This window comes from Victivallis lenta (genome assembly GCF_009695545.1).
In the GTDB taxonomy this organism is placed as follows: domain Bacteria; phylum Verrucomicrobiota; class Lentisphaeria; order Victivallales; family Victivallaceae; genus Victivallis; species Victivallis lenta.
Map to the genome: position 1 here is coordinate 242,724 of NZ_VUNS01000004.1, position 18,543 is coordinate 261,266.

An 18,543-nucleotide genomic window follows, 5' to 3' on the forward strand; every position below is an offset into this window, starting at 1 on the left:
TGATCTTTGGGGAAGTTGGATATGTTTTCCGGTAATTTCCCGGAGCCGTTCATCGTCTTCCGTACCATCGGCGCCCCGGCCGGCGAACGGTTCGGCGTCGGCGTCATGGACAAGTCCGGGCTGAGCAGCGACTACACCAACCGGGCCCATCCCGGCTACGTGCTCGTGCTGCTGCTCCGCGGGCGCGGCGTCTACCGCACGGCGGAGGGAGACGCATTCGCGCTGGAACCCGGCTCGGTATTCCAGCGCTTCCGGGGCGTGCCGCACACGACCGAGGTCGATCCGTCGAGCAACTGGCTCGAGTGCTTCATCGAACTCGGGGAGTCGGTGGCGGCGCTGCTGGCCAATTACGCCCTGGCCGATCCGGCCGAACCGGTACGGCGCATTTCACCGGTATCCTCGCTCGTCGACCGCTTCACCGGGCTCGGTGAGTCGTTCCGGACCGCCTCCGACGCGGAGCTGCTGCGGCAGCTGCCGTCGATCGTGGAGCTGGCCATGCTCTGTCTCGGGGGAAAGGAGGAGCCGGCGCCGCGCGGCATTCCGCGCGAACTGATCGCGGCGGCCTGCGCGCTGCTCGGCCGCGACTTCCGCCGACCGGTCGACCTCGGGGAGTTCTGCCGCCGAAACGGCTGCGGCTACGAGAACTTCCGCAAACGGTTCAAAGCGGAACTCGGCATCTCGCCGCACCGTTACCGGATCCGGCGCAGGCTCGATGCGGCCTGCGCGCTTCTGATCCGGCCGGAGCTGTCGATCGGCGAGATCGCCGAACGGCTCGGCTACGCGTCGCAGTATGAATTCTCCGCCCAGTTCAAACGCTATATGGGCTGCCCGCCCTCCGGTTACCGCCAGTAAATAAGGAGCGGCGGCGGTCCGGCCGGCTACCGGCAGCTTCCGAGCGGCCGGAAACCGGTCGGCACGAAGATTTCGCGCTCTTCGCCGCCGCCGAGCAATTCGAACGCCGCGCGCATGAGGGCGGAACAGTCCAGCTCGACATGGCTGACGGAGGGAGTGCAGAGCTCCCCGATCCGCGGAACGCTCGTCCCGACCAGCTCGATCTCCCCGGGGATTCCGATCCCCTGCCGCAGCAGATGGTTCAGCAGATAAATCGACGCCTCCCCTGCGCCGACCAGCCACGCCTTCGGCGCGCCGTCCCCCAGAAAAAGCGCCGGCTCCAGCTTGAAATTCGAAAAATCGTCTCCCTCGAACTCACAGACGATCCCCTCGCAGCCGCAGGCGGAACACGCCTCGCGGAAGGACGGGATTTTGTTCGAAATCTCGCCCCGCGCGCCGAGGTAGCCGATGCGGCGATGGCGGGCGGCCAGCCGCGCCACGGCCTCCGCGAAGCCGCGGCGGTAATCGCAATGCACGGCGGGAGTTCCGGGCAGTTTGCGGTCGAAGGTGACGAGCGGAATCCGTTCGCTCCGGATCGTCCGGAACAGCGGATGCTCTTCCGAAAGGCTGCCCGGCAGGAAGATGATGCCGTCAACTCCGGCCGCGAGCAGGTTCTCGAGCGCCTTGAGCTCCTTCTCCTTCGACCACTCGGTCGCGGAGACGATGAGCCGCCTGCCGTTCCTTTCGGCGTTCGCCAGGGCCGTCGCGGTCAGTTCGGAGTAAAAAAGCGAAGCGATGTCACCGACAACCATGCCGATCATGCCGCTGCGCCCCGTGCGCAGACTCCGTGCCGCCGCAGACGGGCGGTAACGCAGCTTTTCGGCGATTTCGATGATCCGCCGCCGGGTCTCCGGCCGCAGGCGTTCGGCCAGCGGCTTCCGGTTCAGCACCAGCGACACGGTCGAGGCATCGACCCCGGCCTCCTTTGCAATATCGGACAACGACGCCCGTTTTCCTTCCGGTTCCACGGCGACCTCCTGTTCCTGTGTTCCTCAATACGGCCGGTTCCGCAATCGTCCGGCGTTATCCATTCCACCTGCCGACGCTGTTCCGGACGATCAGCGCAGTCGGCAGCCAGCTGTTGGCCCGCGGGGAGTGCGGCGCCCGGATCCGGGCCAGAAGCTGGGCGACCGTCTCCGCCGCCAGCGCATCGAGATTCTGATTGATCGTGGTCAGCTCCGGCGTCATCCAGCAGCAGATGTCAGTCAATTCCGAAGTGATCAGCGAAATATCCTCCGGAATCCGGTAGTTGCGCTTCTTCAGCTCATAGGCGGCCTGGAGCGCCACGCTCTCGCCGCAGACGACCAGCGCGGTCGGCTTCTCCGCCAGGACCCGGTCGAGCTCCCGGCAGGAGTCCTCGACGTCGAGGTCGCGGAAATGCCCGATCGGCAGCTCGGGCAGAACACGCGCCGCCGCAAAGGCCCGGTAAGCGCCGATGCGCTCGCGCCCGGCCTGATTTTCGACCCGGTCGACCGTCAGCCCGATCCGGCGGTGCCCGTACGAATAAAGATGCTCGAGCGCCAGCGTGACCCCCTGCCCGTGGTCGGTGTTGACCGAGCTGCTGAAAGCATACTGCTTGTTGACCGTGACGATCGGCATCGAGAGGCGTTCGAACTCCCCGCGGTGCTCCTCGATCTCCGGCTCCGAAAGCAGCAGCAGGACCGCCTTCGTGTAACTGTCATAAAGCTTCGGCAGCTCCTTCACCGGAATCACCTCGGTCAGGAGATTGCGCCGCGTGATCTCGAAGACCGCGGAGGTCAGCAGCCGCTCCGAAAAGCTCGTGCGCCGCTGCGGGCTCGGCGCATCGGCCACGATGATCGCCACGCAGTCGCGCGCCATGACCTGCTGCGGCCGGTAATTCAGCTCACGCGCGGCGGCCAGCACCTTCGTCCGGATCGCCTCGCTGACCCGGGCGCGCCCGGTGAACACGCGCGAAATCGTCGCTTTGGAGACCCCGCACTTCTTCGCAAGCTGATTGATGTCGCTCGCCATGCCCCTGTACCCTTTTAAAGATTGATGGTGTGAAATGTGAAATTCCGGCTTTCGGGAGAATAATCGATCTCGACCATGCTGCCGTTCCGGGTGACCGAGCCGGCGCAGCACTCGCCGCGGCCGGTCGGATCGACCTTCAGATACGGCTTGTGGACGTGCCCGCAGAGCGACAGGTCGATCTCGCGCGATTTCATGAGTTCGAGGATCTTCTTCTGCCCGAACAGCCGATGACGCGTCCGCAGGAGCGGATGCTCCTCGATCATCGGATAGTGCGATACCAGAATGCGCGGCATCGTCTTCGGTTCCGAGCAGACCTTCTCAACCCACGCCGAATCCTGCCGGGAGACGAATCCCCACGAACAGAGCAGGTTCGACGGACGGCTCGTGTTGAGCAGCAGGAATTCAAGCCCGCCGTAAACCCGCGTCAGCGGCAGATCCGTGAAGCGGTAGTCGCCGCGCGACAGATATTCGGTCATCTCCCGCACCGCCGCCACGCACTTCGGGCGCTTCACATAACAGTCGTGGTTGCCGGGCAGATACAGCAGCGGAATCTTCGAATCGCGCAGCGGCGCGAGAATCGGACGGACCTTTTCGAATTCGCCGGGCTGGCCGGAGCTGGTCAGGTCGCCGGTACAGACGGCCAGATCCGGCTTCGCGTCAAGGATATATTCGACCGCACGGGCGAGCTTGGTCAGATCGTGCCGGAACTGCCGCCGGAAGCGGTAGTTGAACACGCCGACCCAGCGTTTGTCGATATAGGCCATCCAGTCCTCGGCGGGACCTCCGGCGTGCGGATCGGAAAAATGGAGGATTTTCATCGGTGTCCCTCCAACTCAGTGAAACAGAATGAACAACGCCGACGCGACGATCAGCGCCGACACGACGACCGCCGCCGCGAGCGGGAGCGACTCCGACACACTGCGGCGGAACGGCTTCTCCGCCGCGGCCGCCCCCGGCAGCGGGCCGCCGGATTTTTCCCGCAGAAACGCCGAAGCCCTTCCGGCGGCGCGATAGTGCGCAAAGCGAAGCTTTTCGAGCTCGCGCCGGGTCTCGGCGGACTCGGCCGGGCCGAGCTGCCGGAACGCCCGGTCGAGCTCCTCCAGCGCGGCGGCGAACCGCTGAAGCTCTTCGAGCCGGCGCGTTTCGACTTCCAGCGAGGCGGCGGCGGCGGCGCGGTCGCGTTCGAGATACCCCTCAAATTCGCGCTTCTGCCGCAGGAAATCGTCATCGCCGCCGGAGGCGGAACGCATCGGCTGCCGGGCGGAGAGCCTCGGCTTCTCCGGCTCCGGTTCGCGGACGGCGGGCGGAACGGCTCCGGAAACCGCCGCCTTCGCCGCATTCTCCTTGAGCCGGTCGCGCATATGGACCAGATTGTCGCTGATAAAATCGTTTTTCGGCATGCTGCGCCCTCCCCGCGTCTGTATTGCGTTCGCCGTATCCAGTCCGGTAATATACCCCCCAACTCCGGATTGTGCAAGAAATTCACCCGCTTCGAGTTGCAAAAAACGCAAAACAGCTCTATGTTACCCGCAGGAAAGGAAGGGTAATCTTGAATCGTAAAGCGATCGTTCTCACGCTCGGCTGCCGGCTCAACACCGCCGACAGCGCATTGCTGGTCTCCCGCCTGGCCGAAGCCGGGTACGAGGTGGCCGAATCGGCCGAAAAAGCCGCGCTGGCAGTGGTCAACAGCTGTACTGTGACCGCCGAAGCCGCCCGCAAGAGCCGACAGGCGGTGCGGAAGCTCCGCGCGACCCATCCCGAGGCGGTCATCGTCGTCACCGGCTGCAGCGCGGAGCTCGACCGCGATGCGTTCCTGACCGACGGCGCGGCCGATGTCGTGCTGTCGAACCCCGAAAAACGGTCCCTGCCGGAGCTCGTGCTCGAATACCTGGCCGGCCGGACCGATCCCGGCGGCGCGGCCCGCAGCAGCGAGGAGCCGATAACGCCTTTCCGGGAAAGGGCGTTCGGCAGTTTTCCGTTCCGCAGCCGGGCGTTTCTGAAAATTCAGGAGGGGTGCAACAATTTCTGCAGTTACTGCATCGTCCCGTATGCGCGCGGGCCGGAGCGGTCGCGCGCGTTCGACGAAGTCCTGGCCGACTGCCGCAGGGCGGTCGCGGACGGATTCCCCGAACTCGTGCTGACCGGCGTCAACACCTGCGCCTACTCCGACGCCGGGCGGGGCCTCGGTGAGCTGGTCCATGCCGTGGCCGGAATCGACGGAGATTTCCGCATCCGGCTCAGCTCGACCGAACCGGCGCCCGACAACCGGGGGCTGCTCGACGTCATGGCCTCCGAGCCGAAGGTCTGCCGCTTTCTGCATCTCGCGCTGCAGCACGGCAGCAACCGGATTCTGAAGCTGATGAACCGTCACTATACGACGGACGAATACGCCGCCTTCGTCGAAGCCGCCCGCGAAAAAATCCCGGGAATCCATCTCGGCAGCGATCTCATCGTCGGCTTTCCCGGCGAAACCGAAGCGGACTTCGAGGAGAGCCGCCGGTTCGTCGAAGCGATGGCTTTCGCCAATCTGCACATTTTCACCTATTCTCCGCGGAGCGGGACGCCGGCGGCTTCGTTCCCGGGCCGGGTCCCGGCCGCCGAAGCGAAAAGCCGTTACCGCCGTCTGGCCGCGACCGCGGCGGAATCGAAGCGGCGTTTCGTCGAGAGCCAGTGCGGCGCGTTCCTGCCGGTGATCTTCGAACGCGTCGACTCCGGCGGCTTCGCACGGGGCTGGAGCGACAACTACCTGGAGCTGCGCGTTCCGGCAGGAACGGTCCCGCTGAACCGGATCGTCCCCGTCGAAGCGACGGCGGAAAACACGGCATCGAATCTCGAAACCTAACCATACGGGAGGAGCCCCATGACCGACAACGCGACCCATTTCTACAGCTATCTCGCCGAGGGAAACATCATCTGCCGATGCAAGGCGCGAACCGGAGCGGAGGTCGTCAGCGAACTGGCCCGGCTGCTGGCGCGCAACAACGCGGGGCTCTCCGCCGAAAGCATCGTCAGCGAAGTACTGGCCCGCGAAGCGGTCTTTCCGACCGTCATCGCGCCGGGCCTCGCCGTGCCGCACGCACGGCTGGCCGAGCTCGACAAGCCGCTCGTCGCGCTGGCCTCCAGCCGGGACGGAATCGATTTCCAGGCGCCGGAGACGGGTCCGGTCAAAGTCGTCCTCATGCTGCTGACGCCGGGCGACGACCCCGGGCTTCACCTGCAGCTCCTGTCGGCATTGGCCAAAGACTTCAGCACACCCGGCGAGATCGACAAAGTAGCGAATCTGCCGGACGCCGGCGCCGTCATGGCCCACTTCAACGGGTCGGACCTCACCATCCCGGACTATCTGCGCGTGCGCGACGTCATGACGCGCAAGGTGACGACCGTGCTCGAGCAGGATACGCTGCAGCGCGCGATCGAACTCTTCGCGGTGACCGGAGAGAGCGAAATGCCGGTTCTCGACGACGACGGCGACCTGCGCGGCGTCGTGTCGCTGCTTGAACTGTTGAAATTCAGCATGCCGGAGCATGTGCTCTGGCTTGAGGATCTGACGCCGATGTACCGTTTCCAGCCGTTTTCGGAGGTGCTCAAAGGCGCCAATGACACGAAGGTCGCGGATGTCATGCGCACCGAATTCACCAGCGTCAGCGAATCGGTACCGGCGGTTCAGATCGCCAAATTGTTTCTGGTCAATCAGATCGGCCAGCTCATCGTCGTCGATTCGGCCGGACGGCTCGCCGGGATCGTCCAGCTCAGGAAATTCGCGGCGCGGCTGTTCTGGGAATAATCCCGGCGCACAGCCCGGAAGCAGTATCGCGGGAGCCGGAGGAGAGGGCACTTCGCCTTCCTGCGGCTCCTGCGGCATATTCCTCCGGATATCGCATCCGGCCCGGTGTTTTTTCAGCGGAGACCGACCGCTTCGCGGACCTTCGCCATGGTTTTCCGCGCTTCGATCCGCGCCTTTTCCGCGCCGTTGCGCAACACTTCCCAGACAAAATCGGGATTCCGCTCAAGCTCCGCCCGGCGCTTCCGCATCGGCTCGAAGTAGGCCCAGAGCTTGTCGAAAAGCGCGAGTTTCGCGTGTCCGTAACCGTAGCCGCCGGCGCGATACTTCGCTTTCATCTCCTCAAGCTCCTCCGGCGTCGCCACAAGTTTATAGAGCGCCACCACGTTGCAGTTTTCGGGGTCCTTGGGCTCCTCGAGCTGTTTGCAGTCGGTGACCACATTCATGATCGCCTTCCTGATCTCCTTCTCCTTGCCGAAGATCGGGATCGTATTGTTGTAGCTCTTCGACATCTTCTGCCCGTCGGTTCCGGGCACGATCGCAACCTCCTCCGGAATCAGCTCCTCCGGAATCGTGAACACGTCGCCGTACTGGTTGTTGAACTTGATCGCAATATCGCGGGTGATCTCGAGATGCTGCTTCTGATCCTTGCCGACCGGAACGAGGTTGCTCTGATAAAGCAGGATGTCCGAAGCCATCAGCACCGGGTATGAAAACAGCCCGTTGTTCGGCGCAAACCCTTTCGCGATCTTATCCTTGTAGCTGTGGGCGCGTTCGAGGAGGCCGACCGGCGTCACATTGTTCAATATCCAGGTCAGCTCGCAGACTTCCGGAACATCGGACTGCCGGAAAAGCACAGTGTTTTTTTCGGTGTTCACGCCGCACGAGAGGAAGTTCAGCGCGAGCTCGAACACGTTCTTCCGCAACTGCTCCGGCTCCGGCGAAGTGGTCAGCGAGTGGTAATCGGCGAGAAACACGAAGGTTTCGCCCTTCTCCTGGATATTGATGATCTGGCGCATCGCGCCGAAATAGTTGCCGATATGCGGCGTGCCCGAAGGCTGGATTCCCGTTAAGATTCTCATTGTTTCACTCACTTTTCCATAGCAATCAATTCAAAATTCCATCGCTCCTGTTCAATACCTCCGCAACAGCCGGCCGACCAGCACGATCAAACGATTCCACAAGTTCGGAAGTACCAGCAGTGTCACAGCGAACAGCAGATGGAGAACGTACCATCCCAACTCCGGCGGAAACATATGCTGCCACACAAATTCCTCAGGGGGACAGGTCAGGAACTTGATGGTCCACGGGAGGGTCCCCAGCGCGATGATCGTCCGATAGAGGCCGAACAGCCGGAAAAGAAACTCCGAAAATCTCCGGGTCTCCTCTGTCTCCGGCGTCTTCCGCACCGCGAAGAAGCAGCAGACCGGAAACATCAGCACCACCAGCGCGAACGAGATCCAGCCTATGCCCCCCCACTCCTCATTCCTCAGCCACATCAGGCTGTCGGGAAGCAGGAGGAAGAGCAGGAGAATCGCGACTTTGAATACAACAGCGTTGAAATCAACTTCTTTCATCTCCTGCTCCTTTCGTGTTTCCGCGTTTTTGTCTTTCCACGTTACAGTTTCTGAGCGCTCGCACCGTCGCCGATCGCGCAGATGATGAATTCGGCATCGACGCCGGTGCGGGCCTTGTAGCCGGCGAGCACGCGCTTCGCGTACTCTTCGGCCCCCTCGCTCTTCACGAGATGGATCGTGATCCCGCCGAAGCCGCCGCCGGAGAGGCGCGCGCCGAGGCCGCCCGGAACCGACTTCGCAAGCTCGACGAGGTAGTCCAGCTCTTCGGTGCTGTTTTCAAAGTTGACCCGGCTCGACTCGTGAGACTCGAACCAGAGGCGGCCGAACCCGGCCACGTCGTTCGCTTCGAGCAGCCGGACCGCCTCCATGACCCGGGTGCACTCGCCGACCACATGCAGCGCGCGGCGGTACTCGCGTTCGGTCAGGACCGGCCTGGCGACTTCGAGCTGTTCAAGCGACACGTCGCGCAGGGTTCTGACGTCCGGATACATCCCGGCCAGCTTGTGCGCGGCCGATTCGCAATCCTGGCGGCGGACGTTGTACTCCGAGTCGACGAGGTTGTGCTTCGCCATCGAATTGACCACCACGATCGAATATCCGGCCGGCAGCGCCACCGTGCGGAGCACTTCGACCGAACGGAAGTCCGACAGAATCATCGAATCTTTCTTGCCGAAAATCGAGCTGAACTGGTCGAGAAGCCCGCTCTTGAGCCCCATATAGTTGTTTTCGACTCCCTGCCCGACCCGCGCCCAGTCGGCCTTCGGCAGTTCGATGCCGAACGCTTCGGCGAACGCGAAACCGGCCGCGGTTTCGAGCGCCGCCGAGCTCGACATGCCGGCCGACAGCGGAACCGTGCTCTCCATCCCGGCATCGAAGGCGCCGACCCGGATGCCGCGCTTTTCAAGTTCGACGATCACGCCCTTGATGTAGTTGCTCCAGTCCCGCGGAATCGCGGTCGCGATGTTGCCGAGATCGAACTCGCGCACGCTGTTGTCCCGGAAATCCTTGATCCGGCAGTGTTTGCCGTCCACGGGGGCCAGCGCGAACTTCGTGTTCTGCTCGACCGCGCACGAAAGCACGAAACCCTGGTTGTAGTCGGTGTGGTTGCCGAGGATTTCGAGCCGCCCCGGCGCCTGCGCCGCTACCGTCGGTTTCTTCCCGTAGAACTTTTCGAACTTCTCAATCAGCTTCTGCATGTCTCAACTCCCTTATGTTATAAAAAACAGATTCTTGAAATACACTGGTCGAAACTCTCCCGGCCGCTCAGGATGTCGATCTCAATCCGCAGATAATAGAGCGGAACGTCGCAGCGGTCCACCTTCGGGATGCGAACGCCGTCCTTCTCGGTGGTGACGATGAACTCCGCGCCCGCCGCCTTCGCCTGATTGATGAAGTCGATGATCTCCTGCTGCGTGTAGCGGTGATGGTCGGCATAGTGGTCCTTCAGCACAAGCTCGGCGCCGAGCTGCACGAGGAAGCGCTCGAAACTCTCCGGTTTCGCGATGGCTGAAAGCGCGGCGACCTTCGCCCCCTTCAGCTTTTCAAGCGGCTCCACTTCGCCGCTCGAGAACATCTTGACGAGGTGCTTCGGCTTGTGGCAGCACTCGATGATCTCGGCGCGGCGCGTATGGCGGCGCAGGAAGTTCTTCAGGTGCCGGAGCTTATGGCTGCCGTCCGACTTGGTCAGAAAGATGTAGTCGGCGCGCCGGATGTTCTTGATCGGCTCGCGCAGGATGCCGCGCGGCAGCGTGTTGCCGTTGCCGAACGGATCGGTCGAATCGACCAGAACGATATTGATATGCGGCTTGAGCATCAGGTACTGGAAGCCGTCGTCGAGGATGATGACATCGCTCTGATACTGTTCGACCGCGTAGAGACCGGATTTGACCCGGTCCTTGTCGACCAGCACCGCAACCTTGCGCAGATTCGAAGCCAGCATATACGGCTCGTCGCCGGCGTAGTCGGATTCGAGCAGGAGGTTGTGCCCGTCCGAAACAACCTTCGGCGGCAGCTCGATCTTCTGCGAACGGAAACGCTGCATGAGCCGGAAGAGGAACGAACGCTTCTTGCTGCGGTAACCGCGCGACAGGATCGCGACCTTGCGCCCCTTTTCGCTGAGGGTCCGCGCAAACACCTCGACGACCGGCGTCTTGCCGGTGCCGCCGCAGGAGAGGTTGCCGATGCTGACCACCAGGCAGCCGAGCGCATGGTTCCGGATCACCCGCTTGTCGTACATCCAGATCCGGAACTGTATCGCCATGCGGTAGAAGCGCGAGGCGACGAACAGAATATCGATCAGAATCCGGTCGTACCACTCCTTGCGGCGCCCGTCCATGAGCTCGAGGAAGTACTGTTCGAAGTCCTCCCCCTTGAATTTGAATCGAGAATGCATGTAAACTCCAGAAAACGGTTACAGCCTATAAATTAATGCCGTTTTGCCGTTCCTTCAAGCTGGCGCTCTTACTTTCTTGGATTATATTAATCAAATTGACCGGAAACCGATGAGGGAACAATGTTATCCACACTCGAAAAAGAGCTCGTCGCCTACGCGGAGAGCTTTTATACCGACGACGAACAACTGAACCGGAATCTGCGGCTGAAGCTCGCCCACACCTTCCGGGTACGCGACGAAACGACGGCCCTCGCGGCGGCCGAGGCGTTTCCGCCGGAGCAGGCCCGGCTCGCCGTCCGCGCGGCGCTGCTGCACGACCTGAGCCGGTTCGAACAATTCAGCCGCTTCCGCAGCTTCAACGACGCCGAGAGCTTCGACCACGGCGACCGCTCGGCCGAGCTGGCCGTCTCCCGCCGCTGCCTGGACGACCTGACGCAGCCGGAGCAGGACGATGTGCTTGCGGCAATCCGCGTCCACAACAAGGTCGCGGTGCCGCCGGGGCTGACGCTGCGCGCCGGGAAGCTGGCCCGGGCGGTCCGCGACGCCGACAAGCTCGACATCCTGCCGATCCTGATCGGCTACCTGAAGGACCCCGAAAACAAATCGATCGTCTTCGGACTTGATTCCACGCCGGAGCTTTCTCCGGTCGTCCGCGACACGATGCTGCGCGGCGAATGCCCGCGCCACCGCGACATGCGGACCGTCTGCGACTTCGTCAGCTGCAAGCTGCTCTGGGCGCACGACCTGAATTTCAACTGGAGCCGCGACGAGTTCCGCAAACGCGGCTACCTCGAATCGATCCGGAGCTTCCTGCCGGATACGCCGCTCATCCGGCAGATTTACGACAACGCCCGGAACGCGCTGCAGCCGCAGCCGTAAAGCGCGCCGGCGGTCAGAGCTTGCGGATGATCGCCGGCGGTTTCGCAGCATCGTACGGCCCGACGTCGGCCGATTTGTCGAAATTGATGCGGGTGCGCCAGCCGGGACCGTAAAGACTGATCTCGTCGGTGTAGTACAGATCGTTGGACTGGCGGAAGCTGTTGACCTCGAGCGTCCGGTACGGCTCTTTTTCCCCCGCTTTGAAGAACTCGGCCTTGAGCGGGAAGCAGTACCGGCTTGCGATGTAGACCTTCGCCTGCTCGCTCTTGTCGGGAGCTTCGAGCAGAACGACGCGGCAGCCGGCCCCCTTGACCGTGGCGGAGTCGAGCTCCTTCAGAACCGGATAGAACAGAAAGCTCATGGTGAGATCCGAGGGGCGGACACCCATATAGCCGAGCAGCTTGTTCTCCTCCGCCGTCCCGCGCATCGGAATGACGCTGGTTTCGGAATCGCCGGTCTTCCGGGTCTGGCCGATCAGGTAGCCCTCGCGGCCGCCGATGATGATCTGCCCGGTCATGCGCTCCGGCTGAAGAATCACGGCGAAATAGAGCGTCTCCGACTTCGCGGCTTCCCCGCTGCGGCGGTGCTGGATGCGGCCGTCGAGGGCGGCGTAGGTCGCCATCGGATTCGGGTGGCGCACCCGCTGCATGAATTCGTCGAGCGGGAGCTTTTCCGCCGCCGGCAGCAGAACCGCCGAGAGCAGCGCGAACAAAATCAGAATCCGCTTCATCTTTTTTTCTCCTTCCGGTTCGCTCCGGGAGCCGGAGCTTTGGCTTTCGCGCGTTTCCGGGCCGGGGAGAAGGCGACCTTCGCGGCTTCAGCAAAGTCGGAGACGAAGTGGAATTCGAGCTTCGACTTCACCTCCTCCGGCAATTCGAGCGCATCCTTGCGGTTCTCTTCCGGCAGCATGACGGTGTCAATACCGGCCCGCAGCGCGGCGATGACCTTCTCCCGGATGCCGCCGACGGCCGTGACCCGGCCGCGCAGCGTGATCTCCCCGGTCATGGCGAGACGCGGACGCAGCGCTTCGTTTTTCAGGTGCGAAACAAGCGCCATCGTGATGGTGACGCCCGCTGACGGGCCGTCTTTCGGCGTCGCCCCGTCCGGCACATGGATGTGGAAATCGTGTTCGGCAAAAAACTCCGGTCCGATCCCCCAGCCGGCGGCGTGGGCGCGGACCAGGCTGAAGGCGGCCTCCGCCGACTCCTGCATGACCTTGCCGAGCGAGCCGGTCAGCTTGAGGCCGCCCTTGCCGGGCAGCGAAATGACTTCGACGGGCAGGATCACGCCGCCGCAGCTGGTCCAGGCCATGCCGGTGGCGCAGCCGGGACCGAGTTTGGCGTCGGCTTCGTCCATCAGGAATTTGCGCGCGCCGAGGAGCTCCTGCACGAGCGCCGGCGTGACGGAGACGGTTTCGTCCGGCGCGATTTTTCCTTCGACGATGCGCCGCGCAATCCGGCGGCAGACCTGCCCGATGCAGCGTTCGAGCTCGCGGACGCCGGCCTCGCGCGTATAATGGTCGATGAGTTCGTCGACTGCGCCGAGCTGAAAACGCACCTGCTTCGCCTTGAGGCCGTTGGCTTTCACCTGCCGGCCGACCAGATAACGGCGTGCGATCTCGCGTTTTTCGAACGATGTGTAGCCGGGCAGCCGGATGATCTCCATGCGGTCCTGCAGCGGCCCCGGAATCGTTTCGAGCAGATTCGCCGTCGCGATGAAGAAGACCTTCGACAGATCGTAATCGACCTCGAGATAGTGGTCGTTGAACGAATTGTTCTGGGCCGGATCAAGCACCTCGAGCAGCGCCGAAGCGGGATCTCCACGGAAATCGCTGGCGAGCTTGTCGATCTCGTCAAGCATGAAGACCGGGTTTCCGCTGCCGGCCTTTTTCAAATTCTGGATGATGCGGCCGGGCAGCGCCCCGACATAGGTGCGGCGGTGCCCGCGGATTTCGGCCTCGTCCCGCACGCCGCCGAGCGAAACCCGGATGAAATTCCGGTTCATCGCCCGCGCGATGGACTGCCCGAGCGAGGTTTTGCCGACGCCCGGAGGCCCGACGAGACAGAGGATCGGCGCCCGCCGCTCGTCGTCCGGCTTCAGCTGCAGCACCGCAAGAAATTCAAGAATCCGCTGCTTGACGTCCTCGAGCCCGTAATGATCGGCATCAAGCACCTTTTCGGCCTCGGCGCAGTCGAGCCGGTCCTCGGTGAAGATGCACCACGGCAGGTCCAGCAGCCAGTTGATGTAGGTGTAGGCGATATGGTATTCGGGGGCGGCCTGCGGAATCACCTCGAGCCGGGAGAGCTCCTTGCGCACGACCTCGAGCACATGCGGCGGCAGCTCGGTGCTTTCGAGCCGCTCTTCGATTTCGATGATGTCCGGATTGCGGCTGTCCTCGCCGAGCTCCTGCTGGATCGTGCGGAGCTGTTCGCGCAGAAAGAACTCCCGCTGCTGCTGGCTCATCGCCTGATGCACCTCGCTCTGAATCTTCATGCCGAGCTTCAGCACTTCGAGCTCGCGGTTCATGAGGATGGCCAGCACCTCGAACCGCCTGCGCACGTCGGTCATGGAGAGCAGGAGAATTTTTTCGGCGTAATTCAAATTGAGCGCATCGGAGATCAGGTCCGCCAGGCGGCCCGGAGACTCCGCATTCAGCACCGCGACCTGCAGCTCTTCAGGGATGCCGGGCATCGCCCCGGCCAGCTCCTGGAACGCGGCCACCGCCGATTTCTGGCGCGCCTTGTTTTCGGTATCCTCGTTTTCGGACGCAGACTCATTGCAGATCACATACCGGGCGGACGGCACGCCGCCGGCGGTTTCGATCGCATGGCAGAAAATGCGTTTGAGCCCGCGGACCAGAATCCGCACCGAGCCGTCCGGAAAATTCAGCTCCTTGACCACCCGGACCAGAATGCCGACGCCGCTGCGCCGCTTCTCACGGTAATTGAACAGCTTCAGCGTGACCTGGAGCGGCAGGACGCCAAGCTCCTCGTCACCCGGAAGTTCCGGGAAGATGGCGAGGAGCCGGTCGCGCTCCATCGTCTGCCGCAGGGCCGCCAGATTCTCCTCGTCGACCAGGAGCGGCGTCAGACTGTACGGAAAGATCACCGGGTCGCGCATCAGGAAGAGCGGCGCGGCCTGTTCGGGCTTGACCGGCCCGATGCCGGTGACGGAAATATTCGAAGATTCAGCCATGTGTTATCCTATGCATGTGATTAATCGAGGTTCAGGATCGCCGGTTTGTCCATGGTGAGCGACAGGACCTCCCCGGCCAGATAGAGCGAACCGGCGACCAGCGTTTTGTGCGCCTGATCCTGCGAAGCGAGTTCGAGCGCCTCCCGCGCGCTTCCGGCCGCAGCCGTTTCAGCGGAGAGACCTTCGCGCCGGGCAAGGCCGCAAAGCTCGGCGCCGGTGTAGCTCGGCCGGTCCGACTCCGAAAGCGGAGCGAAGATAAAACGCGCGGCGAGCTTGTCGAGCATGTGCAGACTGCCGGCCACGTTCTTATCCTTGAAACCGGCGAAGACCACCGAGAACGTCTCTCCCGGAAACGCCTCTTCCAGCGATTCGGCAAGCGCCGCAAGCCCGTCCGGATTGTGTCCGCCGTCGACGATCAAACGCGAATTGACCTGCTGACAGCGCCCCGGCCAGCGGCAACCGGCGACGGCGCGGAACGCCCGGCCGGAATCGAGCCCGAGTTTCGGAGCAAGTTCGGTCAGGACCTGCGCCGCGAGACGGAAGTTCCGCCGCTGCATGGCGCCGGGCAGCGGCAGACGGATCAGCCTCCCGCCGTATTCGAACTCCTGCACGGTCCGGCCGCCGTCAAGACGGTAATGAACCGGCCCGGCGATTTCCGGGGGAGGCCCGAAGCACGGGCTTTTTTCCGCCCTCGCCTTTTCGGCGATGACCCTGCGCGCCTCCTCCGGCATGACGCCGGTGAAGACCGGGACGCCCGGCTTCACGATCCCGGCCTTTTCCGCCGCGATCTTTTCGATGGTGTCGCCGAGGTAAGCCTGATGGTCGAGCGCGATGTTCGTGATGACCGACGCGAGCGGACGGACCACGTTCGTGGAATCGAGCCGGCCGCCCATGCCGGTCTCCCAGACGACGACGTCGACTCCGGCGCGGGCGAAAATCATCGCCGCCAGCACGGTCGTGAACTCGAAATAGGTGAAAGTGAAGTCGCGTCCGGTTTCGGCCCGCGCCGCCGCCGCAAGCTCGGCGGAAAACGCCGCGTAATCCTCTTCCGAAACCGCGATGCCGTTGACCCGGAAACGCTCCCGGATGTCGACCAGATGCGGGGAAGTGTAGAATCCGGTCGTGAACCCCGCGCCGCGCAGCATGCATTCGAGCATGGCGCCGGTGGAGCCTTTCCCGTTGGTTCCGGCAATATGGAGAAAGGAGAGCTCCTTCTCCGGATTCCCGACCCGCCGCATGAGTTCGGCGGTCGCTTCGAGCCCCGGCTTGATTCCGAACATCGACAGCGAATCGAGGTAGCCGCCCCCGGCCTTTCCGCCGGTCATGTCAGCGGCTCCCGGCACGCGACCAGGCCGGCATGGAGAGGTTGTAGGGGGTCGACACGAGCAGCCGGGTCTTGCCGGTCCAGCTGTCGATGACGTAGAGCGCCGAACGGCGGCCGTCGGAACGTTTGCAGACGACCTGCCGGTTGTCCGCCGCCCAGGCCGGAGACTCCCAGACGCCGGGCTCCTGCGTGATCCGGGTATTCTCGCCGGTTTTGAGGTCGTAGACCGCGATGGTGTAGACCCCTTCAACCCGGGTCGCATAGACGATCTTGCCGTCGCCGGACCAGTCCGGCGTCACGGCGTCGGAGCCGACCGACTTCAGAACGCGGCGGTTCCGGCCGTCAGCCGAGATGATATTGATCTTGGGAACTCCGGTCTCATCGCTCACGAAAGCGATCTCGCGGCCGTCGGGGCTCCAGCACGGCGACGCTTCGACCGCGATGCTGTTGGTCAGCCGCCGCGGCGTCCGGCCGCCGATCGGCATGACATAGAGGTCGACCTTGTGGTCCGGGCTCAGGATGACGGCCAGATTCCGCCCGTCCGGGCTGATCGCCGCACCGGTGTTGATGCCGCGGAAGGCGGTCAGCACGCGGCTGCGCTTCGGATTCAGCCGGGTTTCGATCACGTCAATGCCGGTCCGGTTGTACTTGGAGTAGCCGATCGCCTTCCCGTCCGGGAACCAGCAGGGTTCGACGCAGAGCGCGTTGTAATTCGTGATCTGTTCGACGTTGCCGCCGTCGATGTCGCAGGCGTAAATGTTCTTGACGCCGGAGGCGGTCTCGGCGCAGAACGCGATCTTCGTCGAACAGAAACCTTTGACTTTCAGCTCCTTGAAGGTATTCTGGATGATCGCGTCGACCATCTGCTGGGCCATCCGGCGGCTGTTGCCGGTAAGCGGGATCCCCCAGGAACCGGCCGGAGCGCCGCCGGTCGTCAGCGTGAATACGGCGCGGCCGCTCTCCCGGCGGCCGGAGAGCACATATTCGGCCTTCGGGTCGCCGGAGAGGTCGAACCAGCCGCAGGCGCCGAGGAACGAACGCATCTGCCGGGTCAGTTCCCCGTCGCTGGGAACCCCTTGAAAGTAAAGCGTCGGATTCGTGCGGACGGTCTTGGTGACCACGATCGGCTCCGGAGCGGCGGTGAGCATGGCGGCCGGAGCAAACGCAAACAGCGCGGCGGCGGCAAGTGAGAGAGTTTTGTACATGAAAAAAGACTCCTTATCCGTAAAAAATGAATAAACAACCGTGATAAGGTAACATACCCCGTATTTACCAGTTTTTCAACACGTTCCGAACTGCTTTGATCAACTTTTCCGCATCGCCGCCGGAGGAGTCCGGCCCGAGGCTGACGCGGAGCCCGGACCAGGCGTCGGCGCGGCGGAAGCCGATGGCGAGCAGCGCCGGCGACGGCTCCCGGCTTTCGGAGGAACAGGCGCTCCCGGCGGCCGCCATGATTCCGGCCTCCGACAGCATGCGGACGAGAACGCCGGTTTCGACTCCGGGCAGCGTCACATGCAGAATCCACGGCGAAGCGACCTCTTCGGGGATCGTGCAGAAACTCCGCTTCCCGCCCGGCAGAAGCAGCCCCGAAAGACCGGAGCGGAGCAGCCGGTTCAGTCCGCGCGCCTTTGCGGCATTCCGTTCGAGCTCCCGGCAGCGCAGCTCCGCCGCATAAGCCATGGCGAGAAGAACCGGCGCCTCGGGCCGGCCGATGCGGTAGTCCTCATGCCGGTAGCGGCGCGCGAATTTCTGAAACGGCCGGGCGCACTTCGCCGCCGGGTCGACAAGAATCGCCGCACCTCCCGGCGAACCGAATTTATGCCCCGAAACGACGATAAGCTCCGCCGTTCCGGCCGGAATCGGGAACCGCCCCGCCGCCTGGATCGCATCGAGCATGCGGACTGCCCCCGGAGCGATTCCGGCGAGGGCTGCGACGTCCTGAATCCGGCCGAGCTCGCTCTGCACGAGATGGAAAGCCGTGAAGTCGGCCGGAACGCTCCCGGCGGAAATGCCGCCGTCCCGCCCGGCCGGCAGCAGCGTCAGGGCTCCGGCGGTCCGGCGCAGGTTCGCCGTGAGCGCCGGGTGCTCGAGCCGGGAGGAGACCACCCGCTTCCCCGCGGCGAACGGGGAGTCGGCGATCAGATTGAAAAGTTCGGTCCCGCTCATCCCCCAGACGACGTCGTACCGGCGGCCGCCGGCGAGGGCGGTCGAAAGCTGTTCCGCGGCCGCATCGAGCCGCCGCCGCGCGTCGTAACCGAGCCGGTGCGCCGCCTCCTGGTTCGCATAGGATTCCTCGAGACACGCCCGGTAAAAATCGAGTATTTCGCGCGGCGGCCGCGCCGCCGCCGCATGGTCCAGATAGATCATCGCCGTATTTGCATCCTTTCGCCGGTTTCACCCGTCCGGCATCCTAATCTACGCAACTTCCGGCCATTATTCAACCGGAGCGGATTGACTTTTCGGAAAAATATGGTTTATTTTATAAAGGCAAATCATGTTTTTCAGTACGGGA

17 protein-coding genes are annotated in these 18,543 nt (G+C 63.4%); 4 read left to right on the forward strand and 13 right to left on the reverse strand.

Annotated features, from left to right (window positions below; genetic code table 11):
- The first annotated feature begins 21 nt into the window (after positions 1 to 21).
- Positions 22 to 852, forward strand: a complete 831-nt coding sequence (locus FYJ85_RS06150) for a helix-turn-helix transcriptional regulator (protein WP_154417310.1) — start codon at positions 22 to 24, stop codon at positions 850 to 852.
- Between the two features lie 26 nt (positions 853 to 878).
- Here the strand turns inward: FYJ85_RS06150 and FYJ85_RS06155 are convergent, their stop codons facing one another.
- Genes FYJ85_RS06155 through FYJ85_RS06170 form a run of 4 tightly spaced genes read right to left on the reverse strand, consistent with a single transcriptional unit; the run spans position 879 to position 4,283 of the window.
- Complete coding sequence (locus FYJ85_RS06155) at positions 879 to 1,859, reverse strand: LacI family DNA-binding transcriptional regulator (RefSeq protein ID WP_154417312.1); 981 nt, start codon at positions 1,857 to 1,859, stop codon at positions 879 to 881.
- Between the two features lie 55 nt (positions 1,860 to 1,914).
- On the reverse strand, positions 1,915 to 2,883 hold the full coding sequence (locus FYJ85_RS06160) for a LacI family DNA-binding transcriptional regulator (RefSeq protein WP_106054442.1): 969 nt from the start codon (positions 2,881 to 2,883) through the stop codon (positions 1,915 to 1,917).
- Positions 2,884 to 2,897: 14 nt separating this feature from the next.
- Positions 2,898 to 3,701 carry a metallophosphoesterase family protein gene (locus FYJ85_RS06165; protein WP_154417314.1) on the reverse strand — a complete coding sequence of 268 codons (804 nt, stop codon included), beginning with the start codon at positions 3,699 to 3,701 and terminating at the stop codon, positions 2,898 to 2,900.
- Between the two features lie 15 nt (positions 3,702 to 3,716).
- Entirely contained in the window at positions 3,717 to 4,283 is a 567-nt protein-coding gene (locus FYJ85_RS06170; protein WP_154417316.1) for a hypothetical protein, read from the reverse strand.
- A gap of 149 nt (positions 4,284 to 4,432) precedes the next feature.
- On the opposite strand from FYJ85_RS06170, the gene mtaB reads away from it, so the two are divergent.
- Together mtaB and FYJ85_RS06180 are read left to right on the forward strand one after the other, a co-directional pair.
- Complete coding sequence (gene mtaB, locus FYJ85_RS06175) at positions 4,433 to 5,725, forward strand: tRNA (N(6)-L-threonylcarbamoyladenosine(37)-C(2))-methylthiotransferase MtaB (protein WP_154417318.1); 1,293 nt, start codon at positions 4,433 to 4,435, stop codon at positions 5,723 to 5,725.
- Between the two features lie 18 nt (positions 5,726 to 5,743).
- Positions 5,744 to 6,667 (forward strand): PTS sugar transporter subunit IIA, encoded by a 924-nt coding sequence (locus FYJ85_RS06180; protein ID WP_154417319.1) that lies wholly within the window; start codon positions 5,744 to 5,746, stop codon positions 6,665 to 6,667.
- Positions 6,668 to 6,780: 113 nt separating this feature from the next.
- Here the strand turns inward: FYJ85_RS06180 and trpS are convergent, their stop codons facing one another.
- Genes trpS through lpxK form a run of 4 tightly spaced genes read right to left on the reverse strand, consistent with a single transcriptional unit; the run spans position 6,781 to position 10,633 of the window.
- A complete protein-coding gene (trpS, locus tag FYJ85_RS06185) occupies positions 6,781 to 7,746 on the reverse strand; it encodes a tryptophan--tRNA ligase (RefSeq protein ID WP_106054437.1) in 966 nt (321 codons plus the stop codon).
- A 51-nt stretch (positions 7,747 to 7,797) separates the two neighbouring features.
- Positions 7,798 to 8,241: a hypothetical protein gene (locus FYJ85_RS06190; protein WP_106054436.1), complete on the reverse strand. Its 444-nt coding sequence runs from the start codon at positions 8,239 to 8,241 to the stop codon at positions 7,798 to 7,800.
- Between the two features lie 41 nt (positions 8,242 to 8,282).
- Positions 8,283 to 9,437, reverse strand: a complete 1,155-nt coding sequence (galK, locus tag FYJ85_RS06195; protein ID WP_154417320.1) for a galactokinase — start codon at positions 9,435 to 9,437, stop codon at positions 8,283 to 8,285.
- A gap of 17 nt (positions 9,438 to 9,454) precedes the next feature.
- A complete protein-coding gene (gene lpxK / locus FYJ85_RS06200; protein WP_106054434.1) occupies positions 9,455 to 10,633 on the reverse strand; it encodes a tetraacyldisaccharide 4'-kinase in 1,179 nt (392 codons plus the stop codon).
- A 120-nt stretch (positions 10,634 to 10,753) separates the two neighbouring features.
- On the opposite strand from lpxK, the gene FYJ85_RS06205 reads away from it, so the two are divergent.
- The gene (locus FYJ85_RS06205; protein ID WP_154417321.1) at positions 10,754 to 11,512 is read left to right on the forward strand and encodes an HD domain-containing protein; all 759 of its coding nucleotides are present in this window, start codon (positions 10,754 to 10,756) and stop codon (positions 11,510 to 11,512) included.
- 13 nt (positions 11,513 to 11,525) lie between these two features.
- On the opposite strand, the gene FYJ85_RS06210 is transcribed toward FYJ85_RS06205, so the two are convergent.
- The 5 genes from FYJ85_RS06210 to FYJ85_RS06230 all read right to left on the reverse strand — a co-directional run bounded on the left by FYJ85_RS06210 (position 11,526) and on the right by FYJ85_RS06230 (position 18,398).
- On the reverse strand, positions 11,526 to 12,242 hold the full coding sequence (locus tag FYJ85_RS06210; protein WP_154417322.1) for a LolA-like protein: 717 nt from the start codon (positions 12,240 to 12,242) through the stop codon (positions 11,526 to 11,528).
- Positions 12,239 to 14,707: an endopeptidase La gene (gene lon, locus FYJ85_RS06215; RefSeq protein WP_154417323.1), complete on the reverse strand. Its 2,469-nt coding sequence runs from the start codon at positions 14,705 to 14,707 to the stop codon at positions 12,239 to 12,241. The genes FYJ85_RS06210 and lon overlap by 4 nt, the downstream gene beginning before the upstream one ends.
- 20 nt (positions 14,708 to 14,727) lie before the next feature.
- Positions 14,728 to 16,032, reverse strand: a complete 1,305-nt coding sequence (locus FYJ85_RS06220) for a bifunctional folylpolyglutamate synthase/dihydrofolate synthase (protein ID WP_177995123.1) — start codon at positions 16,030 to 16,032, stop codon at positions 14,728 to 14,730.
- A gap of 1 nt (position 16,033) precedes the next feature.
- Positions 16,034 to 17,236: a TolB family protein gene (locus FYJ85_RS06225; RefSeq protein ID WP_154417325.1), complete on the reverse strand. Its 1,203-nt coding sequence runs from the start codon at positions 17,234 to 17,236 to the stop codon at positions 16,034 to 16,036.
- Between the two features lie 64 nt (positions 17,237 to 17,300).
- Positions 17,301 to 18,398 (reverse strand): cysteine desulfurase family protein, encoded by a 1,098-nt coding sequence (locus tag FYJ85_RS06230; RefSeq protein ID WP_154417326.1) that lies wholly within the window; start codon positions 18,396 to 18,398, stop codon positions 17,301 to 17,303.
- Positions 18,399 to 18,543 lie beyond the last annotated feature (145 nt).

What these genes read in the sequence shown, in the direction of transcription:
- FYJ85_RS06165 (WP_154417314.1), bottom strand. Translation starts at nt 3,701, where the DNA reads ATGAAAATCCTCCATTTTTCCGATCCGCACGCCGGAGGTCCCGCCGAG.
- galK (WP_154417320.1), bottom strand. Translation starts at nt 9,437, where the DNA reads ATGCAGAAGCTGATTGAGAAGTTCGAAAAGTTCTACGGGAAGAAACCG.
- lpxK (WP_106054434.1), bottom strand. Translation starts at nt 10,633, where the DNA reads ATGCATTCTCGATTCAAATTCAAGGGGGAGGACTTCGAACAGTACTTC.
- FYJ85_RS06190 (WP_106054436.1), bottom strand. Translation starts at nt 8,241, where the DNA reads ATGAAAGAAGTTGATTTCAACGCTGTTGTATTCAAAGTCGCGATTCTC.
- FYJ85_RS06180 (WP_154417319.1), top strand. Translation starts at nt 5,744, where the DNA reads ATGACCGACAACGCGACCCATTTCTACAGCTATCTCGCCGAGGGAAAC.
- lon (WP_154417323.1), bottom strand. Translation starts at nt 14,707, where the DNA reads ATGGCTGAATCTTCGAATATTTCCGTCACCGGCATCGGGCCGGTCAAG.
- trpS (WP_106054437.1), bottom strand. Translation starts at nt 7,746, where the DNA reads ATGAGAATCTTAACGGGAATCCAGCCTTCGGGCACGCCGCATATCGGC.
- FYJ85_RS06225 (WP_154417325.1), bottom strand. Translation starts at nt 17,236, where the DNA reads ATGTACAAAACTCTCTCACTTGCCGCCGCCGCGCTGTTTGCGTTTGCT.
- FYJ85_RS06170 (WP_154417316.1), bottom strand. Translation starts at nt 4,283, where the DNA reads ATGCCGAAAAACGATTTTATCAGCGACAATCTGGTCCATATGCGCGAC.
- FYJ85_RS06160 (WP_106054442.1), bottom strand. Translation starts at nt 2,883, where the DNA reads ATGGCGAGCGACATCAATCAGCTTGCGAAGAAGTGCGGGGTCTCCAAA.
- FYJ85_RS06205 (WP_154417321.1), top strand. Translation starts at nt 10,754, where the DNA reads ATGTTATCCACACTCGAAAAAGAGCTCGTCGCCTACGCGGAGAGCTTT.
- FYJ85_RS06210 (WP_154417322.1), bottom strand. Translation starts at nt 12,242, where the DNA reads ATGAAGCGGATTCTGATTTTGTTCGCGCTGCTCTCGGCGGTTCTGCTG.
- FYJ85_RS06220 (WP_177995123.1), bottom strand. Translation starts at nt 16,032, where the DNA reads ATGACCGGCGGAAAGGCCGGGGGCGGCTACCTCGATTCGCTGTCGATG.
- FYJ85_RS06230 (WP_154417326.1), bottom strand. Translation starts at nt 18,398, where the DNA reads ATGATCTATCTGGACCATGCGGCGGCGGCGCGGCCGCCGCGCGAAATA.
- FYJ85_RS06150 (WP_154417310.1), top strand. Translation starts at nt 22, where the DNA reads ATGTTTTCCGGTAATTTCCCGGAGCCGTTCATCGTCTTCCGTACCATC.